Source organism: Planococcus sp. ANT_H30 (genome assembly GCF_008369335.1).
GTDB classification, from domain to species: Bacteria; Bacillota; Bacilli; order Bacillales_A; family Planococcaceae; genus Planococcus; species Planococcus kocurii.
Map to the genome: position 1 here is coordinate 234,093 of NZ_VOBJ01000002.1, position 18,896 is coordinate 252,988.

The 18,896-nt window shown below is 43.4% G+C and carries 14 protein-coding genes, 1 other RNA gene and 1 other annotated feature; of the genes, 2 read left to right on the top strand and 13 right to left on the bottom strand.

Annotated features, from left to right (window positions below; all coding sequences use genetic code 11):
• Positions 1-131: 131 nt before the first annotated feature.
• Genes recD2 through cymR form a run of 5 tightly spaced genes read right to left on the bottom strand, consistent with a single transcriptional unit; the run spans position 132 to position 5,942 of the window.
• Complete coding sequence (recD2, locus tag FQ085_RS07095; RefSeq protein ID WP_149456274.1) at positions 132-2,549, bottom strand: SF1B family DNA helicase RecD2; 2,418 nt, start codon at positions 2,547-2,549, stop codon at positions 132-134.
• Between the two features lie 24 nt (positions 2,550-2,573).
• Entirely contained in the window at positions 2,574-3,233 is a 660-nt protein-coding gene (locus tag FQ085_RS07100) for a tetratricopeptide repeat protein (RefSeq protein WP_071154361.1), read from the bottom strand.
• 14 nt (positions 3,234-3,247) lie between these two features.
• Entirely contained in the window at positions 3,248-4,363 is a 1,116-nt protein-coding gene (gene mnmA / locus FQ085_RS07105; RefSeq protein ID WP_149456275.1) for a tRNA 2-thiouridine(34) synthase MnmA, read from the bottom strand.
• 13 nt (positions 4,364-4,376) lie between these two features.
• A complete protein-coding gene (locus FQ085_RS07110) occupies positions 4,377-5,510 on the bottom strand; it encodes a cysteine desulfurase family protein (RefSeq protein WP_058385602.1) in 1,134 nt (377 codons plus the stop codon).
• A 15-nt stretch (positions 5,511-5,525) separates the two neighbouring features.
• Entirely contained in the window at positions 5,526-5,942 is a 417-nt protein-coding gene (gene cymR, locus FQ085_RS07115; protein WP_058385603.1) for a cysteine metabolism transcriptional regulator CymR, read from the bottom strand.
• Positions 5,943-6,272: 330 nt separating this feature from the next.
• On the opposite strand from cymR, the gene FQ085_RS07120 reads away from it, so the two are divergent.
• Positions 6,273-7,562 carry a replication-associated recombination protein A gene (locus tag FQ085_RS07120; RefSeq protein WP_149456276.1) on the top strand — a complete coding sequence of 430 codons (1,290 nt, stop codon included), beginning with the start codon at positions 6,273-6,275 and terminating at the stop codon, positions 7,560-7,562.
• A 128-nt stretch (positions 7,563-7,690) separates the two neighbouring features.
• Here the strand turns inward: FQ085_RS07120 and FQ085_RS07125 are convergent, their stop codons facing one another.
• From FQ085_RS07125 to hisS, 4 genes are all read right to left on the bottom strand, one after another.
• Positions 7,691-8,455 carry a tRNA threonylcarbamoyladenosine dehydratase gene (locus tag FQ085_RS07125; protein WP_058385605.1) on the bottom strand — a complete coding sequence of 255 codons (765 nt, stop codon included), beginning with the start codon at positions 8,453-8,455 and terminating at the stop codon, positions 7,691-7,693.
• Positions 8,456-8,557: 102 nt separating this feature from the next.
• Positions 8,558-8,740, bottom strand: a non-coding RNA gene (gene ssrS / locus FQ085_RS07130) — 6S RNA.
• A gap of 44 nt (positions 8,741-8,784) precedes the next feature.
• Positions 8,785-10,569, bottom strand: a complete 1,785-nt coding sequence (gene aspS, locus FQ085_RS07135; RefSeq protein WP_149456277.1) for an aspartate--tRNA ligase — start codon at positions 10,567-10,569, stop codon at positions 8,785-8,787.
• Positions 10,570-10,571: 2 nt separating this feature from the next.
• Entirely contained in the window at positions 10,572-11,852 is a 1,281-nt protein-coding gene (hisS, locus tag FQ085_RS07140; RefSeq protein ID WP_149456278.1) for a histidine--tRNA ligase, read from the bottom strand.
• Between the two features lie 56 nt (positions 11,853-11,908).
• Positions 11,909-12,147 (bottom strand) — a binding site (T-box leader).
• A gap of 112 nt (positions 12,148-12,259) precedes the next feature.
• On the opposite strand from hisS, the gene FQ085_RS07145 reads away from it, so the two are divergent.
• On the top strand, positions 12,260-13,831 hold the full coding sequence (locus FQ085_RS07145) for an N-acetylmuramoyl-L-alanine amidase family protein (protein ID WP_149456279.1): 1,572 nt from the start codon (positions 12,260-12,262) through the stop codon (positions 13,829-13,831).
• Between the two features lie 179 nt (positions 13,832-14,010).
• Here the strand turns inward: FQ085_RS07145 and dtd are convergent, their stop codons facing one another.
• The 4 genes from dtd to FQ085_RS07165 all read right to left on the bottom strand — a co-directional run bounded on the left by dtd (position 14,011) and on the right by FQ085_RS07165 (position 18,827).
• Positions 14,011-14,451 carry a D-aminoacyl-tRNA deacylase gene (gene dtd / locus FQ085_RS07150; protein WP_071154357.1) on the bottom strand — a complete coding sequence of 147 codons (441 nt, stop codon included), beginning with the start codon at positions 14,449-14,451 and terminating at the stop codon, positions 14,011-14,013.
• Positions 14,451-16,643 (bottom strand): RelA/SpoT family protein, encoded by a 2,193-nt coding sequence (locus tag FQ085_RS07155; RefSeq protein WP_058385610.1) that lies wholly within the window; start codon positions 16,641-16,643, stop codon positions 14,451-14,453. The genes dtd and FQ085_RS07155 overlap by 1 nt, the downstream gene beginning before the upstream one ends.
• An 80-nt stretch (positions 16,644-16,723) precedes the next feature.
• Positions 16,724-17,248 (bottom strand): type 1 glutamine amidotransferase domain-containing protein, encoded by a 525-nt coding sequence (locus FQ085_RS07160; RefSeq protein ID WP_149456280.1) that lies wholly within the window; start codon positions 17,246-17,248, stop codon positions 16,724-16,726.
• 25 nt (positions 17,249-17,273) lie between these two features.
• Positions 17,274-18,827, bottom strand: a complete 1,554-nt coding sequence (locus tag FQ085_RS07165; protein WP_149456281.1) for a glycosyl hydrolase family 28-related protein — start codon at positions 18,825-18,827, stop codon at positions 17,274-17,276.
• Positions 18,828-18,896 lie beyond the last annotated feature (69 nt).

Below are 18,896 nucleotides of genomic sequence, written 5' to 3' on the forward strand. Positions count from 1 at the left end.
GGGAGTCTCCGTTGGTTTACTTCGTAACTTACATAACAAGTATTTATATGAAATTTAGTTTCAACACAAACAGGAAACCGCATTCTAAATTACGGTTTCCTTTGCATGTTGTGTAAATTTTAAAGATCTACTCAAGCTTCCATAAACTTTTGCGGAGTAATGCCTTCCATGCCAATCATTGGATGGATGGCGTGGACATTTTCGGCAGTTAAACTGACGGGACCGCATTGTTCTGTCTCGACTTGTTGCTTTGTTTGTTGTTCGGTTTTTGGTTGTTCGGTTGTGACCGCTAGACGGCTTTTTAATGTGGTCATGCGCTGTGCGTCGTCCGTGCGTTCAACTCCGTAACGGAAGACGCTTGGATCTCCACAGAGAATAAGAAAATCCCTACTCCGGGTAATGCCCGTGTAAAGCAAATTGCGGCGCAACATTTTCATGTAGCCCCGAACTACTGGCATGATGACGGTTGGAAATTCAGATCCTTGTGACTTATGGATTGAACAACAGTATGCTAGCGTGAGTTGGTTTAAATCGCTGCGTTCATAAGTTACTTCAATGCCGTCAAAAGATGCCACTAACATGTCTTGTTTTTCAACGGTTTCTTTGGCTTTCATAATAGCGACAATTTCACCCATGTCACCATTAAAGACATTGCTTTCTGGTTGATTGACGAGCTGCAACACTTTATCGCCGATGCGGTACGTAATGTCACCAAATGCTAATTCTTTTCGTTTGCCATCCGGATTCGGGTTGACCATTTCTTGAATCAGACGGTTCAAAGCATCGATTCCGGCTGGTCCTTTATACATCGGAGCAAGCACTTGGATGTCTTTAATCGAATGACCTTTCGACAAGGCACTCCTCACAACTTTTTCAACAACAGCAGGAATTTGGTCGGCTCCCGCTTTGATAAATGAACGATCGGCCGTCTTTACAGTGATGTCTTCAGGCAATTGTCCATTTTTCATTTGATGGGCGAGTTCAATGATGGAGGAACCTGACGCTTGTCGGTAAATATCGGTTAGCTCTACAGTCGGAATCCGTTTTGATTCGAGTAAATCTCTTAGCACTTGTCCGGGACCAACCGGCGGCAATTGATCTTGGTCTCCAACGAAAATTAGCTGTGCGTCTTCTGGTACTGCTTTTAGCAGTTGATGAGCAAGCCACGTATCAACCATCGACATTTCATCGATAATAATTAATTTGCCTTCGATTTCTTTTTCGGTTTCTTCGTCTTTTTCTTGGCCATTAAAGCCTAATAAACGGTGGATTGTCATTGCCGGTAGGTCAGTGGATTCACTCAAGCGCTTGGCCGCACGTCCCGTTGGTGCTGCTAGGATAATGGGAAACGGCTCTTTTTTCTTGGCGTATTCTTTCGGATCGAGTGACAACCCGTGCAGTTCTGCATAGATTTCCACCAATCCGCGGACAACCGTGGTCTTACCGGTACCCGGTCCACCCGTTAAAATCATGACCGATGAATTAATACTGTTTTCAATCGCGTCAACTTGCGTTTCTGCATAATTCACACCAAGACGTTCCTCTGCTTCACCAAGCGCTTTACGAACTTCTGAACTTGGAAACTTTGTGCGATTTTCTTGTTCGGCCAGTAAAGTTTCCAGTTTCGTCGCAATTCCAACTTCTGAATAATACAGCGATGGCAAATAAAGCCGCGTTTCTTCGCCTGCGACTTTACTTTCTTCATTTAATTCGATAGCAGCTTTCGAAATCGCTTCAATCGCAATTTCTCCTTGCTGACGTGATTCGAGCATTTCCTTAACTAGCGGAATCAAGGTTTTAGCGTCTACATAGACATGGCCTTCAGACAGAGAAGCTTGGTTTAGAATGTGCAAAATTGCCGCTTTGATTCGGTCCGGATGACTGCCAGTGATGCCAAGCTTGGTTCCGAGTTCGTCGGCACGTTGAAAACCGATTCCTTCGATTTCTTCAATCAGCTGAAAAGGATTTTTCGTCAAAATTTCAATGGTTTCTTCGCGATAAGATTGATAAATTCGCATGCCCACTTGAGGGCCAAAGCCCCAGTCGTTGAGCTGAATCATCACACGCTCCAGACCGAGATTCATCTGTAAAGTCGCGCGAATGGTGTCTTTTTTATCATCTGACAACCGCGGCACTTTATCTAATGCATCAGGGTCTTCAAGAATTTTCTTGATCGCATCTTTGCCGAGTTTTTTGACGATTGTTTCTGCTGTTTTCCGGCCAATGCCGTTAAACATATCACTGGACAAGTAATGAATAATTCCTTGTTCGGTTTCTGGTACTTCTTTCGTAAACGTTTCTACTTGGAATTGAACACCATAACGCGGATGATTTTTCACGACGCCTGTAAAACGATACTGTTCTTCGAGCGTTAACATCGGAAAATAGCCAGATACAATAATTTCTTTTTCAGTGTACGGGGTGTTGGTTTCTTGAATTTTCACTTTGGCTATGGAGAATAAGTTTTGAGGATTGTGAAAAATCGAGACGACAGGACGCCCTAATACAAACTGTTTTTCTTCTTGAAATAAATCGATTTGTCCGGTCATTTCTGTCGTCTCCTCTTCACGTAGCTATTGTAATGTCGTTGCAATCATATCGTAAGCATATCGTGCCATTTCATTGCGCTCATCTAGCGTATACGCCTGTTTCAAATGATACATAGCGTCTTCTGTACGATTTGTCGAGACTGCGTAAAGAACACCCACATTATAATGAGCATCCGAATGATCTGGTTCGCTGTCGATTACTTGTAGAAATTGAGGTTCTGCTAGTTCAAATAATTCCATAGATGCCAAACAGATGCCATAGCTCAAGCGGGCTTGAACATCCTGTTCATCCAGTTCTACCGCGCGTTGAAAATACGGCAACGCTAGTTTCGGCTGCTCTAGTTTTTCAAAGCATTTACCGATCATAAAATGCGCATCTGCGCCTTCAAGTTCGTATTGCAATGCTTTTTCATATAGCTTTAATGCTTCTGAATAACGCTCTGAATTAAAATACAAATTAGCCAAACCATAGAAAGCCGTCGCTGATGTTTCATCAAGCGTAATGGCTTTTTGGAAAAATCTTTCCGCACGGTCAATTTCGTCCATCGACGTTAAGACATGCCCAAAATTGATATAGCCTAGCGGGTTGTCCGGTTGTTCATCGATTGCTTGTGTGAAAGCTTCAACGGCTTTTTCAGTATTGCCTTCTTGTAATGCTTGTATCCCGATTTCGTTGTAATTCATTGTTGTCTCTCCCATTAACCGACATATTCCAAACGTGCGCCATTTTTAAAGACACGATCGATCGTTCCACCGCCTAGGCATTCTTCACCATCATAAAACACGACAGCTTGACCAGGCGTAATCGCGCGGACCGGCTCTGCAAATGTCACGATGGCTCTTTCGCCTTTGAATTCAACAGTTACACCGACATCTTGCTGACGGTAACGGAATTTTGCTGTGCATTCTAGTATCCCGCTTGGTGCTGTATTTGATGTGAAGCTTAAGTTTACCGCAGTTAAGCTATCTGAGAAAAGCGCATCGTGATGAATGTTTTGTCCCACGTACAAAATGTTCTTTTTCAAATTTTTGCCGATGACAAACCACGGGTCTCCCGCGCCACCAATTCCGAGACCTTGTCGCTGTCCGATTGTATAGTACATCAACCCGTCATGTGAACCCATTTTAACGCCTTCTAACGTTTCCATTTGACCCGGTTGTGCTGGCAAGTATTGACCCAAAAATTCTTTGAAATTCCGTTCTCCAATAAAACAAATACCCGTGGAATCCTTTTTCGTCGCTGTTGCAAGCCCCGCTTCTAGCGCGATTTCACGGACTTTCTTTTTCTCCATATGGCCGATTGGGAACATCACTTTCGACAATTGATGTTGGTCTAGTTGATTTAAAAAGTAAGTTTGATCTTTGTTGTTGTCTTTGCCACGCAACATTTTTGTTTCGCCGTTTTCTGCGTGTTCAACTTGTGCGTAATGACCAGTTGCCAAATAATCGGCCCCCAGACTTAAAGCGTGCTCTAAAAAGGCTTTGAATTTAATTTCTTTATTGCACATAACATCTGGGTTTGGCGTACGTCCTGCTTTGTATTCTTCCAAAAAATACGTGAAAACTTTGTCCCAGTATTGCTTTTCGAAATTTACCGCATAATACGGAATACCAATTTGGTTACAGACGCGAATGACGTCTTCGTAATCTTCTGTCGCAGTGCAGACGCCATTTTCATCGGTGTCATCCCAATTTTTCATAAAGATGCCGATAACATCGTAACCTTGTTCTTTCAATAAATACGCAGCAACCGAAGAGTCAACCCCTCCGGACATGCCGACGACAATACGTGTATCTTGTAATGATTTTGTCATTTTATTCACCTTTTCATTTTAATGCCAAACGCTGGCTGATTTGAGCTGTCTTTTCGGCAGCTTGCTTAATTGTTTCAGACGTCAATCCTAAGCCGAAGCTAAATCGAATAGAATTACGGCTTTCAACAGCCTTATCGCCGTACATGGCAACAAGCACATGAGATGGATCAATTGAACCTGCTGTGCACGCTGATCCGCTTGAAGCTGATATCCCCGCTAAATCCAAGTTGATTAAAAACGACTCAATTTCTATACCTGAAATACTGAGATTTAAAATATGCGGCATAGAATGACTGCCATTTTCTTTATAGTTGACGTTTTGTTTATCCAAAACGTCTTTAAACATCGTTTTGTATTGCTCGTAAGCTGTTGTTTTTTCTTCCATCGTTGCTAACGCAATTTCTGCTGCTTTAGCAAATGCGGAAATCGCCGGTACGTTTTCCGTTCCTGCCCGGCGCTTACGTTCTTGTTCTCCTCCGTACAACAATGGAGTTACCGCCGTTCCTTTGCGTTGGTATAAAAAGCCAACACCTTTAGGTCCGTTTAGCTTATGCGCAGAGACCGATAATAAATCAACGTTTAATACGTTAACATCGATTGGCAATATACCAAATGCTTGAACCGCGTCGGTGTGGAATGTCACATCTGTATCTTTTAACAATTCACCGATTTCGGCAATCGGTTGAATGGTTCCAACCTCATTATTGCCCATCATGACCGATACTAGAATTGTATCCTCACGCAGCGCATTTTTCACGTCTTCTGCTCGCACGCGTCCATTTTCACCCACTGGCAAATAAGTTACGTCGTAGCCTTGTCGCTCTAATTCCTCACAAGCATGCAAAATGGCATGGTGTTCAATCATTGTAGTGATGATATGCTTTCCTTCTTTTTTTGCAGCCGTGCCAAAAATTGCCGTATTGTCCGCTTCAGTACCCCCGCTAGTAAAAATAATTTCATGGTCATGAGCCTGTATGCTGTCAGCTAGCAATTTGCGTGCATCGTCCAGTTTTTTACGTGCCGCTCTACCGGTACCATGGATACTTGAAGGATTGCCGTAAACCGTTCCGAGTGCTTCAGAAAAAGTCGCCACCACTTCGGGATGCATGGGCGAAGTCGCCGCATGATCTAAATAAATTCGATTCATAGTTTGTTGACCCCTTTATATATAGTACATGTAATTTTCAGTTTCACCGTTTTCGGCGTTTGCCAAATCTTCAATCGTTGTGGTATCGAGAACATTTTTTACTGCATCACGAATGCGTACCCATAGCTCACGCTGCGGTTGCTTTTCGTCTTCAATGCCTTCAACAGGTTGGATGGGACCTTCTAAAACACGAATCACATCTCCTGCTGAAATTTCTTTTGGGTGGCGCGTCAACATATAACCGCCATATGCCCCGCGGACACTTTTAACAAGCCCTGAGTTGCGTAGTGGTCCCACTAGTTGCTCTAAGTAAGCTTCAGAAAGGTCATTTTCTGCCGCAATTTTACGCAATGGAATCGGACCTTCTCCGTATTGTTTGCCAAGTTCAATCATAATTGTCAGACCGTAACGGCCTTTGGTTGAAATTTTCATGAGTACACCTCTAAGTTTGATAATTTTCATAAGGTTGGTATTCCGTAAACTAGCTGCGCTTTCCCGCGGGAGTCTCCGCTAGTTTACTCCATACTTGTTTAAAACAAATTATTCTCGATAAAAAATCGAATTTACTCTTCTCGAATACTTCCCTACGTGCGACTAGTTTTATTAACAGAATAATGCTAATAATACATCATAAAATCGCCGTTTTAACTACGTTTATTCTTCAAAACAGTATATCATAATTTGACTTGAATGGACTTGCAATGACTTTTGAAACCTCAAACGCTATACTGATAGAACGAATATCCGAAAGGAGTTTTTTCTATGCACAACGAACCTTTAGCTTTTCGTATGCGTCCTCGAACGATTGATGAAGTCGTCGGACAAAAAGACGTCATCGGACCACATACGGCTTTATATAAAATGATTAGTAATGGACATGTACCTTCTATGCTGCTGTACGGCGAGCCTGGCATCGGCAAAACTTCCATCGCTCACGCTATCGCAGGGACATCGAATTTACCTTTTATCGTGCTGAACGCCACAACTTCTGGCAAGAAAGACGTTGAAGAAGTCGTGACCGAATCACGAATGACCGGTAAAGTATTGTTGTTTCTGGATGAAATTCACCGTTTTAACAAGTTGCAGCAAGATGCTTTGCTGCCGCATGTCGAAAGCGGTTCGATTGTTTTGATTGGTGCGACTACGGAAAATCCATTTCATGACGTTAATCCGGCAATCCGTTCGCGTTGCGGTGAAATTAAGCAATTAAAGCGGCTGTCTCAAGAAGATATTGTGCAGTTGCTAAATAGCGCATTGGCCGAACCCAAACGTGGACTCGGCAGCGAACACATTGCGATTTCCAAAAAACAAGTCGAACGCATTGCAGAAGGTACCAATGGTGACGCCCGTAAAGCATTAACGATGCTTGAATCGATTGTCATTGCTTCTGATGAAATCGATGGTAAATACATTGTGGAAGATCAGATGGTCGAACAAATGATCAAGCGTGTCGGCGTGTTCGGTGATAAAAAAGGATCGCATTTTTTTAATTTATTGTCTGCATTACAAAAATCAGTGCGCGGAAGTGATGTCAATGCAGCAATGTATTATTTGGCGCATTTATTAGAAAATGGCGACTTAACTGCTGTTACACGCCGTTTACTCGTTATGGCTTATGAGGACATTGGACTTGCCAATCCTGCTGTTGGCGGACACGTTCTCTCCGCTTGCCAAGCAGCTGATCGTCTCGGTTTACCGGAAGCCCGCATCCCGCTCGCTCAAGCAGTCGCTGAAATGTGCTTGTCCGAAAAATCCAATTCTGCCTATAAAGCCATTGATGCTGCAACTGCAGCTATTAATAAAGGCGATGTTGGCGACATTCCATTGCATTTGCGCGATACACATTACGCAGGAAGCGCCGAACTGGGGCACGGCGGATACCGCTATCCACACGACACGCCCGTCGGCTCGTTCGGTGGTTGGGCAGATCAAGATTATTTGCCAAAAGAAATAAGGTCAGCCGAGTTTTATAAGCCCATCATTGCTGGTGAGGAAAAGAAATTTGCAGGCATTTACGAAAAACTGAAAAGCTTTCGAAAAAACAAAAAATGATATGAATATCGAGCAAAGGGGCTGTCTTAAAAGTCATAAAAGTGACTTTTAAGACAGCCCCTATTTCTACAAAATTATCCGTTATAACAACAGAAAAAACCGGCTCATAAAAAGAGCCGGTTTTTTGATTAATTCATACGTACCCGTGTAATCGGAATGGATTTGGTAATATCGTTAACTACCCAACTCGCAGCAATCAAGCCCACAGTTGATGGCGTAAAGGCATTTGATGAAGGCGGCATTTGAGCTTTTCGAATGGTTGCATCCGGCTTCCCAACGGTTTCTACTACGTCTTCACGAACAATGATTGGACTTTCATCTGAAAAAATTACCGGAATGCCTTTGTAAATTCCGTTTTTGCGTAATTTTTTGCGAATGATTTTCGCTAATGGATCCGTATGGGTTTTTGAAAAATCCGCAATTTTGAAACGCGTGGGATCAGTTTTATTGGCCGCTCCCATACTGGCAATGATTTTTATGTCACGACGATAACATTCTTCCATCAAATGGACTTTGTAAATCATTGTATCGGACGCATCGATCACGTAATCAGGAGTGTAACTAAAAAATTCTTCGCACGTTTCTTCCGTATAAAACATATGCAATGAAATTACTTTGCATTCTGTATTAATGTCAGCAATCCGAGTTTTCATAACCTCTGCTTTCGATTGTCCAACCGTTGATAAATTCGCAACAAGTTGACGATTGATATTGGTGATGTCTACATTGTCTTTATCAACGAGTATAATCGTACCCACGCCGCTCCGCGCACAAGCTTCTGCTGCAAACGATCCGACACCTCCGACGCCAAGTATCGCGACAGTCGCATTTTTTAATAAATTGATTCCTTCTTTTCCTACAGCTAATTCATTTCTGGAAAATTGGTGTAGCATTCCGTCACTGCCCTTCAAAGTTGATACGCATAATAGGGATTATACACATTAAAAATCCCTCCGACAATAAATTGTCAAAGGGATAAAAATGATTTTTTAATTAAGAATCCCAATCGTGCCGTCTTTGTTGGTGCGCATCGTTTGAACCCGCTGAAAGCAGGTGGGTGACCTCTTCACCACTTATAACTTCCCGTTAAGGCATGTTAGCCATGGTGAAATTCGATCTCCCGACGACATAATGTTGGGTCAAAATCGAATTGCTTAAAACGAACACATCAGGATTCTCTATAGACTTATGTTAGCACACCTTTTTTATTTAAACAAGCTTTTTACTCTGTTACTTTTTTATTATTCTGAATGTTCAAAGATAGGCTCAATTCCTCAAGTTGCGCACCTGATACTTGACTCGGCGCATCTGTCAGCAAGTCGCTAGCGCTGGCAGTTTTGGGGAACGCAATTGTGTCACGCAAGTTCGTGCGACCTGCAAGTAGCATAACAAGACGATCCAAACCAAATGCAATTCCACCGTGTGGAGGTGTTCCATATTCGAATGCTTCCATCAAGAACCCAAATTGCGCGTTCGCTTCTTCTTTGCTAAAGCCAAGCACTTCAAACATTTTCTCTTGAATGTCGCGACGATAAATACGCGACGATCCTCCACCAAGCTCATAGCCGTTTAAGACAAGGTCATAAGCTTGTGCGCGAACGTTTTGTGGCTCAGTTGCCAGTTTGTCTAAGTCTTCTTCGAACGGCATGGTGAAGGGATGGTGAGCTGCATAGTAGCGTCCATCTTTTTCATCGTACTCAAGTAACGGCCAATCGGTAATCCATAAGAATTTATAAACTGAGTTGTCGATTAACGCTAATTCTTTGCCAAATTTTAAGCGAAGTGCGCCTAACGCATCTGCGACTACCGATTTTTTATCTGCAACAAATAATAATAAGTCGCCTGCTTCTGCTTGCGCTCGTTCTGTTAAAGCAGTTGCGGCTTGACCTTCAAAGAATTTAGCAATTGGTCCTTTCACGCCTTCTTCTTCCACTTTCAACCAGGCAAGTCCTTTTGCTCCGTAAACTGCGGCAAAAGCACCTAGCGCGTCAATATCTTTACGAGAATAATTTGCCGCTTGCCCTTTAACATTAATCAGTTTTACTTGACCGCCGTTTTCGATAGCGCCAGTAAAGACTTTGAACGCTGAATCTTTTACTAGATCCGAAACATCCGTCAACTCTAAACCAAAGCGTACATCTGGTTTGTCTGAACCAAAACGGTCCATTGCTTCTGTGTAGCTCATGCGCTGGAAAGTTGGTTTGATGTCGATTTTTTTCACATCTTTCATCATCTGAACCATTAAGCGTTCATTCATACTGATGATATCTTCCATTGACTGGAAACTCATTTCCATATCGATTTGTGTAAATTCAGGTTGACGATCCGCGCGAAGATCTTCATCACGGAAGCAACGTGCAATTTGGTAATATTTATCAAAGCCAGATACCATCAACATTTGTTTGAATAATTGCGGAGATTGAGGCAAAGCGTAAAATTCGCCATCATGAACTCGGCTTGGTACTAAATAATCACGTGCGCCTTCAGGTGTAGATTTTGTCAAAATCGGTGTTTCCACTTCGATAAAACCTTCTTCGTCCAAAAAGCGACGAATCGATTTTGTCACGTCTGAACGCATTTTGAATGTTTCGTACATCGCAGGACGACGCAAATCCAAGTAACGATATTTCAAGCGTAAATCTTCATTAACATCTGTATTGTCTTCGATGGCAAATGGGGGATTTTTCGCAGCGTTTATTACAGCTGCATGATCTACTTGCACTTCAATTTCGCCAGTTTTCATCGCAGTATTAACTTGGCCTTCTGCTCTTTTGACAACCAGTCCGTCAATATGAACGACAAATTCATTACGTAACGATTCGCCAATGGCAGCGGCTTCTTTTGAAATTTCCGGATTAAACACAACTTGCACAATTCCAGAACGGTCACGGACGTCCACAAAGATTAATCCACCAAGGTCGCGACGTTTTTGTACCCACCCTTTTAATGTGACACGTTGTCCAATAGCCGTTTCGTTCACTTCTCCACAATAATGCGTTCTTGACATATTTATTCCTCCAGTGATTTCTTTTTCAATAAGCTTGGTGCGATTTCTTCGAATGCCATTTCCTGTTGCTCACCCGTCGCCATTTCTTTTAATGCCACTTTGCCGCTCTCAAGTTCCGTTTCACCAATAACGACAACAAATGCAGCTCCTTTACGGTCAGCTGATTTCATTTGCGCTTTTACTTTGCGCCCGGCGAAATCCATGTCAGCCGAAATGCCGTTCAAGCGTAAATCACGAACAACAGCAAAGGCTTTTTTCTTCGTCGTTTCGTCCATCGCTACTACGTAAACTTCTAAATTATTGGATTGACCAATTTCGACTTTTTCCATTTCAAGCGCTAGTAACAGTCGCTCAATACTCATCGCAAAACCAATTCCAGGTGACTCGGGTCCGCCAAGGTCTTCAACAAGTCCGTTGTAACGTCCTCCACCAGCTAAAGTGGTAATGGCACCAAAGCCTTCCGCATCGCTCATAATTTCAAAAGCGGTATGGTTATAATAATCAAGTCCGCGCACTAAATTCGGATCCACGACAAATTCAATATCCATGCTTGAAAGGTAAGCTTGCACTTCATCAAAATAAGCTTGTGATTCTTCATTTAAATAATCGGCCAGTGACGGCGCTGTTGCCATTAACGGATGTTGACGGTCTACTTTGCAGTCTAGAATACGTAACGGATTTTTCTCGAGACGCGTCTGGCAATCGCTACAAAATTCATTGATACTCGGTTCGAAATGGGTAACCAAGGCTTTTTTGTGTGCTACGCGACTTTCCGTATCACCAAGTGAGTTGATGACTAAGCGTAATTGCTTAAGCCCGACAGCACGGTATACTTCCATTGCCAGTGAAATTACTTCAGCATCGATTGCTGGATCTTTGGAACCAATTGCTTCTACTCCAAATTGGACAAACTGGCGCATGCGCCCTGCTTGTGGACGTTCGTAGCGAAACATTGGACCGGTATAAAATAGTTTTACCGGCTGGTCCGGCATACCAAATAATTTATTCTCAACATAAGAACGAACGACTGAAGCTGTGCCTTCTGGGCGCAATGTTAACGAACGTTCGCCACGATCTTGGAATGTGTACATTTCTTTTTGAACGATATCTGTCGTGTCACCGACACCGCGCTGGAATAATTCCGTGTGTTCAAAAATTGGCGTGCGTATTTCTTTGTATTGGTAAAGTCTGCAGAGGTTATTTATTTTTTGTTCAACTTCTTGCCATTTAGCAGATTGATCGGGCAGCACATCATATGTGCCGCGTGGCGCTTGAATATTCATCTGTTAGTTCACTCCTTTATTTTTCCATACAAAAAAGCTCTCGCCCCTTGCTTTACGCAAGGGACGAGAGCTCGTATTAGCTTCCGCGGTTCCACCCTAGTTGATGCAAAAAATGCATCCTCTCATTCCGGGTAACGGCCGGTTCCGTTTTTTCCTAATAAGCGGCAAGCGCAGTTCAGAAAAAAGCCTCAAAAGTGTTTTTCGTCGCACTTGTCTGCAGGAAAGTTTACAGCCCGAGACTTCCCCTCTCTTTTCAGCCAAATCATGCAATTACTTTCTTTGTCGTCAGCAAATATATAAGGATAATAAATCAATCTTAATAATTTGCCCGTAGCTTGTCAACCTTTTTGACACAAGCGCTGTAATATTTGATACTATTGAAGAGAAGTTCTCTTAGGGGGTAACGCATGAAACACAAGGGCTTAATTGCAATTATTCTATTCTTTTTATTCATAGCCAGCAGCTTTCCGTTGCTAGATAACAATCATGTTTCGGCCGATGCAGGCACAGTTGAAATTACCGGAACTATGGTCAACGTTCGTTCAGGTCCTGGTTTGTCCTACAGCGTCACGGGTGATTTAGAACAAGGACAGACAGCTTCCGTTATTTCCAAACAAGGTGACTGGTTACAAGTACAGGTCGACCGGCAAGAAGGATGGATTGCTTCGTGGCTAACTGCAGCGTCTGACGAAGACCAAACAGCCACTGGGCAAACAGCCGTCTCTTCTGTCAATGGTCTCAACGTACGTGCGCAAGCTGATTTATCGGCAGCTGTGCTCACCAAAATGGATGCCGGCGATACCGCTGAAATCATTGGCGTGGCGGATGACTGGCTTGAGATTAGTTTCCGTAATACACGCGGATTTGTTTCCAAACAGTATATTGTCTCTAGCGACAAAGACACAACGTCAGAAAAACCGGCAGATTCAGCTGAATCTGAACAAAAGAAAGAACCTATCTCCAAAGTTTCTTCTTTTGAAATCGCAGTCAACACATTAAATATTCGCTCAAAGCCTGACCTCAGTTCAAAAATTCAACAGACTGGCACGAAAGGCGAAGTCTTTCCTGTAATTTCCATGGAAGGCCATTGGGTAGAAATCGAATTGGCAAAAGGAAAAAAAGGCTGGGTTTATGCTTTTCACGGTCAATTATCAGATCAGACAGCAGAGACTGTTACAAGTGACGCCAAAGAAGCTGTCACGATTTTAACGGATGGCACCAATTTGCGGAGCCAAGCTTCGACTGATTCTGAAGTAGTCAGCCGGGCAGATGCTGGAAATCAGCTAGCCGTCGTTGATAAGCAAGAAGAATGGTATCAAGTTCTTCTCGCGGACGGTCAGACTGCTTTTGTAGCAGAGTGGGTCGTATCTACAGAAGAAACATTTTCCCAAAAAGAACAAGTTGATTCTCCTGATCGCAGAAAAGGAACATTGGACGGTCTGACTATCGTTCTAGATCCGGGTCACGGTGGCAATGACGGTGGCACAGTGGGCGTGCGCAAAACACAAGAAAAAGAATTAACCTTAAAAACAGCAGAGATTTTATCGCGTCATTTAAATGCAGCAGGTGCAGAAGTTGTTATGACGCGGCAATCAGATACTTACGTCGACCTTCGCACGCGCGTCGCTGGAAGTCACCAAGCTGGAGCAGACGCTTTTGTCAGCATCCACTATGATGCGACCGACGACAGCAGCGTCTCCGGATTCACATCGTACTACCAACACGATTTCCAAAAAGAACTAGCCGCCTATTTAAATGAAGAACTTGGCAAAAAATTGACCTTGCAAGACCGTGGCGTTCAGCATGGCAATTACTTGGTATTGCGCGAAAACAAACAGCCTGCCGTTCTAGTCGAACTTGGCTTTTTGAGCAATTTTAACGAAGAACGCGTGTTGACTAGCAGTCAATTCCGCGAACAGGCGGCGCTCGGCCTCTATACTGGCCTAATCAACTATTTCGATGCACAGCTTGTTGAGTAATAAAAGCACGGTGGACATGTCCTCCGTGCTTTTTTCTGTGTATGTTTGGCGACCTCCCACTAGACTGCGCGTATCCTGCTCGATCGCGCGTTTTTCCGCTGGACCGCTCTTATCGCGCAAACACCGCCACAGCAAAAAAAGAAGCGCAGGCATATTCCGCCTGCACTTCTCTCAACTGCCTATTTAGATTCAACTAAAATCGTTACGGGGCCATCATTCACTAGCTGAACGTCCATCATGGCGCCAAAAACACCTGTTTCGACAACCAGGCCGTACCTTTGTAACGCTTTGTTAAAAGCTAACCAAAGAGGTTCAGCCGTTTCTGGTCGTGCCGCCGCGATAAAACTTGGGCGACGCCCTTTTTTCACATCACCATACAGCGTAAACTGAGAAATCGACAGGATTTCACCGCCGTGATCGAGAATTGATCGGTTCATCTTGCCTTCTTCATCTTCAAACAGACGAAGTTGTGCAATCTTGCCCGCCAAATAATCCGCGTCTTTTTCGGTATCTTCGTGGGTGATGCCAACGAGTAACACATAACCCGATCGGATCGCGCCAGTTACCGCGCCGTCGACTGTCACCGATGCACTTTTAGATCGTTGCAGAACTACTCTCATTAATTTGTCACCCGTAAAACGGAATAAACATCTGGAATCGATTTGATGCGTTCAACAACACGGTTTAGATGCTTGATGTGAGGAATCATGATCGACAAATTGATCGTCGCGATTTTGTCTTTGTCTGCTCGACCGCTGACCGCTGTAATCGTCGTTTTCGTTTCACTGACCATGTGCATCACTTCATTAATCAATCCGTTACGGTCGTATGCTTGAACTTCAATATCAATTTGGTAGGATTTGTTATCAGGCGATCCTTCATTTTCCCACTCGACGGGAATAAGTCGGTCGTTTTCTCCAGAGTGGACATTTGGACAATCCGTGCGGTGAACCGAAACGCCACGCCCTTTTGTAATAAACCCGATAATATCGTCACCCGGTACCGGGTTGCAACACTTAGACAAGCGAATCATCATATTATCGATTCCTCTAACAATGACACCGGAATCGGTTTGTTTTTTAGGCACGTTGGATTTCATTTCAACAGTGATTTTTTCAATTGCCTCTTCTTGCTCGCGTTTTTTACGCATTTTTTCAGCTAATCGGTTTACAACTTGTTGAGCCGTAATCCCGTTAAAGCCAACAGCTGCATACATATCGTCTTCGCCTGCAAAATTGAATTTTTCACAAACACGTTTGATGTTTTCATTACTCAGTACTTCTTTTAGAACAAATTCTTGCGCTTTTATTTCTTTTTCAATCAAATCTCGACCTTTTTGGACATTGTCTTCACGCAATTGCTTTTTGAAAAATTGCTTGATTTTATTTTTGGTTTGCGTGGATTTCGCGATTTTCAACCAATCGCGACTTGGACCAAAAGATTGCTTCGAAGTTAAAATTTCCACAATATTACCGGTGTGTAACTCCGTATCGAGGGGCGCCATCTTGCCGTTTATTTTTGCGCCAATGGTTTTATTGCCAATTTCCGAATGCACACGATAAGCAAAATCGATTGGACAAGAGCCTGCTGGCATTTCAATGACATCGCCTTTTGGTGAAAATACATAAACCATGTCAGAAAACAAATCGTATTTTAACGATTCCATAAATTCTTCAGCATTATCCGATTCGTTCTGGAAATCCAGAATTTCACGGAACCACGACAATCGTGAATCGACAGAACTTTTCGGCTTGTCGATAATCTTGCCTTCTTTATAGGCCCAATGCGCTGCCACACCATACTCCGCAATGCGGTGCATTTCTTCCGTGCGAATTTGTACTTCAAGCGGATCGCCTTGAGGACCAATAACCGTCGTGTGAAGCGACTGGTATAAATTTTGCTTTGGCATGGCGATATAATCTTTAAAACGCCCTGGCATCGGCTTCCAAGTAGAATGAATAATTCCTAGTACCGCGTAGCAATCTTTAATGCTTTCCACTGTTATGCGGACTGCCAGCAAATCATAGATTTCATTAAACTGCTTGTTTTGAATTGCCATTTTCCGGTAAATGCTGTAAATGTGTTTGGGCCGACCGAAAAGATCCGCTTTAATATCGACTTCGTCGAGTTGTACGCGAATCTCACTCATGACCTTATTCAAATAATCTTCTCGTTCGGTGCGTTTCTTTTTCATCAAATTGACAATCCGGTAATACTGTTGCGGATTCAAATAACGCAACGCTGTATCTTCCAGTTCCCATTTAATGGTATTGATACCGAGACGGTGCGCAATCGGGGCAAAGATTTCCAGCGTCTCATTAGCTTTAATGCGTTGCTTTTCGACGGTCTGGTATTTCAACGTACGAAGATTGTGCAAACGATCTGCCAGTTTAATCAAAATAACACGAATGTCTTGTGCCATTGCGACAAACATTTTGCGGTGATTTTCTGCTTGTTGCTCTTCTTTTGATAAATACTTGATTTTGCTTAACTTCGTCACGCCGTCAACGAGCATGGCAACTTCTTCATCGAAATCACGAACGATGTCTTCACGGCTGACTTCCGTGTCTTCGACTACATCGTGCAAAAAGCCTGCCGCTACTGTAGCCGGGTCCATTTGTAATTCTGCCAGAATCCCTGCCACTTGCACCGGATGCACAATATACGGTTCGCCTGATTTGCGAAACTGACCCATATGGGCGTCGTACGCAACTTGATAGGCCCTCTTGATTGTTTTCACATGTTCGGCATTCATATAAGACGCAACCATCTCGAATACATCTTCAGCTGTTCTCACTAGATCTTTCGCCATAATTGCCCACCTTGCTTTAAATTTTTCCAAAAGTATATCTTTCTATTATAAAAAACAATGGGGTTAAAAGTAAAGCTTTGTTAGCTGTTCTCTAGCACTTTAATAAATTCCCTGAGATAATCTGGTAAATCAGGCGGACGGCGGCTCGATACTAAGTGCCCATCGACCACCACTGATTCATCAAACCACTCGGCGCCCGCGTTGATCATGTCATCTTTTATTCCTGGTGTACTGGTCACTTTTCGATCGGTTAAAATATTGGCGGAAATAAGTACCCAACCAGCGTGACAAATTTGACCAATCGGTTTTTGCTGATCGTCCATACGGCGAACCAACTGTAAAACGTCAGGAAACCTTCGTATTTTGTCTGGTGCCCAACCGCCAGGAACGAGAACGGCATCGTATTCATTGCCAAGCGCTTGTGCATAAGTCAAATCAGATGTCGCTGGGACGCCATATTTACCAATATATTCAACGCCTGATTCTTCTCCTGCAATGTCCACTTGTGCCCCTTCTTCTCGCAACCTTAAAATCGGATACCATAGTTCCAAATCTTCAAAGTCATGATGAATAAAACTCAGCACTTTTTTTCCTGTCAGTCTCATGTAATTGCCTCCTTGTTGATGTATGTTAAAGCAGATGAGAACTCCGCTTTCTAATATTTTCTAAGTAAACCAACTCGCTACCTGCTCCAACAACGACTGCTTGTTCAGCTGAACCGGTGCTGACCAAATTTTGAACGCTTACACTGCTGGCGTGTTGTTCACCGCCAGCTATTGAAAGATCCGTCTCCGCTGTCGTAAACCCTTGAATCTTACCATTACTCAAAGACACACACGCGGCACGGTATTGAACGGCGGAAGCTGGCTGAAGCTTGTAATCATAGTCTGGATCTCCGACAAACAAAAACCGGTTGATCGCCACATTGCGGTAAGCTGAAATGACTAAACTGCGCGGTGCAGAACCTTCGTATAAAGTTGTTTCGATTGGATCAATTGACACTAACCGTTGTGCACGAATAGCAAACGCCGAACGCGATTCGGGATCCTCTTTTTTATGATGACCAATGTGGCGGAAATTAAACGACCGGTTATCGTGAACCGATAAATGTCCCGAAATAAAGACATTTGAGGCTGCTGAAGAATTGGCATGCGCTTTAATCTCAATTCCACCAAAACAACGCGCACTCGAATTATTAACTAACCAAACGTAACGAGATCCATCATCTATTTCAAAGCCATTGGAGTTTGAAAACCCTTGCTGATGCGCGCGTCCACTCGGATCACTAAAATGTGAGTTGGTGACAAAAATATAGTCACTATGATGCGTTGTCAATCCGTCGTCGCCAAAACCAGAACCGCTAACGCCATCAAGCCAGACAAAACGACTGCCACTTTTGCCTCGCAATCCATCTCCTGCGTAATTATAAAGCGGTGACGTAATATCAAAACAATGCAGACCTGGATTTAATGCCTCCACATCTTTGACCCACCCAAATGTTACGTGGGCATAAGTTAAACAGCTGGAATAATTTCCGCCTGCACTGGTTTTTTCGACATCTCCCAAACGTTCTACATGCCAATCAAGCGTCAGCCCTTCTACAGAAATATTGCGGTTACCCATTAAGTAATTGCGGTTGGTCAATAACCGGGTCTTGCGAGAGACTTTAGGATGCAACTTTAAAACAGTTGCTCCTTTTCCAGCACCCGTCAAACGTGTCCATGAAGGCAAACGCAGTCCCTTTACGAGATAAACACCTTTTGGAACCTCTACTTGTACTCGACCTTTGCCAAGTGCTCGTTTAAAAGCATCTGTGCAGTCGGTCTTTCCGTCACCTATCGCGCCATAATCAGTAACGTTGACGCACTGTACAATCGTCGACTCAAGTTTTCGGTACTCGCTGTCTAGTTGCGTTTTCCATGCTGGGTATAGCTCATTGTCAGAAACACAGGTCTCCGAAGAACGTTCATCTTCTACCGAATACTTTTCAGCTACTAAAGACCACATTTTTTCAGTCATGCTTTTTTTAGGCCTCGCATACTTGCTAAAGACGAACTCTTTTCGGATGGCTTGAAAGAATTGTTCCGTTTCGCAGGTGATTTTTTCAAGAGGGGTGCGGTCGTCTAGTAATTGATCTATCCACGTAGCGTTTAATCGGGGGTTGTGTTGTTTGCTCAGCTTCATTTAGTCACCTCCAATTTATGGCCTTACCTTTGTCCATACCCTGATTCAAGAAAAAAATCCCTTCACCTT

Excerpts from the sequence above, each read along its gene's own strand:
- cymR (WP_058385603.1), bottom strand. The coding sequence starts at position 5,942 with ATGAAAATTTCAACCAAAGGCCGTTACGGTCTGACAATTATGATTGAA.
- FQ085_RS07110 (WP_058385602.1), bottom strand. The coding sequence starts at position 5,510 with ATGAATCGAATTTATTTAGATCATGCGGCGACTTCGCCCATGCATCCC.
- FQ085_RS07165 (WP_149456281.1), bottom strand. The coding sequence starts at position 18,827 with ATGAAGCTGAGCAAACAACACAACCCCCGATTAAACGCTACGTGGATA.
- hisS (WP_149456278.1), bottom strand. The coding sequence starts at position 11,852 with ATGAATATTCAAGCGCCACGCGGCACATATGATGTGCTGCCCGATCAA.
- FQ085_RS07125 (WP_058385605.1), bottom strand. The coding sequence starts at position 8,455 with ATGCTACACCAATTTTCCAGAAATGAATTAGCTGTAGGAAAAGAAGGA.
- mnmA (WP_149456275.1), bottom strand. The coding sequence starts at position 4,363 with ATGACAAAATCATTACAAGATACACGTATTGTCGTCGGCATGTCCGGA.
- FQ085_RS07155 (WP_058385610.1), bottom strand. The coding sequence starts at position 16,643 with ATGGCGAAAGATCTAGTGAGAACAGCTGAAGATGTATTCGAGATGGTT.
- FQ085_RS07160 (WP_149456280.1), bottom strand. The coding sequence starts at position 17,248 with ATGAGACTGACAGGAAAAAAAGTGCTGAGTTTTATTCATCATGACTTT.
- aspS (WP_149456277.1), bottom strand. The coding sequence starts at position 10,569 with ATGTCAAGAACGCATTATTGTGGAGAAGTGAACGAAACGGCTATTGGA.
- dtd (WP_071154357.1), bottom strand. The coding sequence starts at position 14,451 with ATGAGAGTAGTTCTGCAACGATCTAAAAGTGCATCGGTGACAGTCGAC.
- FQ085_RS07145 (WP_149456279.1), top strand. The coding sequence starts at position 12,260 with ATGAAACACAAGGGCTTAATTGCAATTATTCTATTCTTTTTATTCATA.
- FQ085_RS07100 (WP_071154361.1), bottom strand. The coding sequence starts at position 3,233 with ATGAATTACAACGAAATCGGGATACAAGCATTACAAGAAGGCAATACT.
- recD2 (WP_149456274.1), bottom strand. The coding sequence starts at position 2,549 with ATGACCGGACAAATCGATTTATTTCAAGAAGAAAAACAGTTTGTATTA.
- FQ085_RS07120 (WP_149456276.1), top strand. The coding sequence starts at position 6,273 with ATGCACAACGAACCTTTAGCTTTTCGTATGCGTCCTCGAACGATTGAT.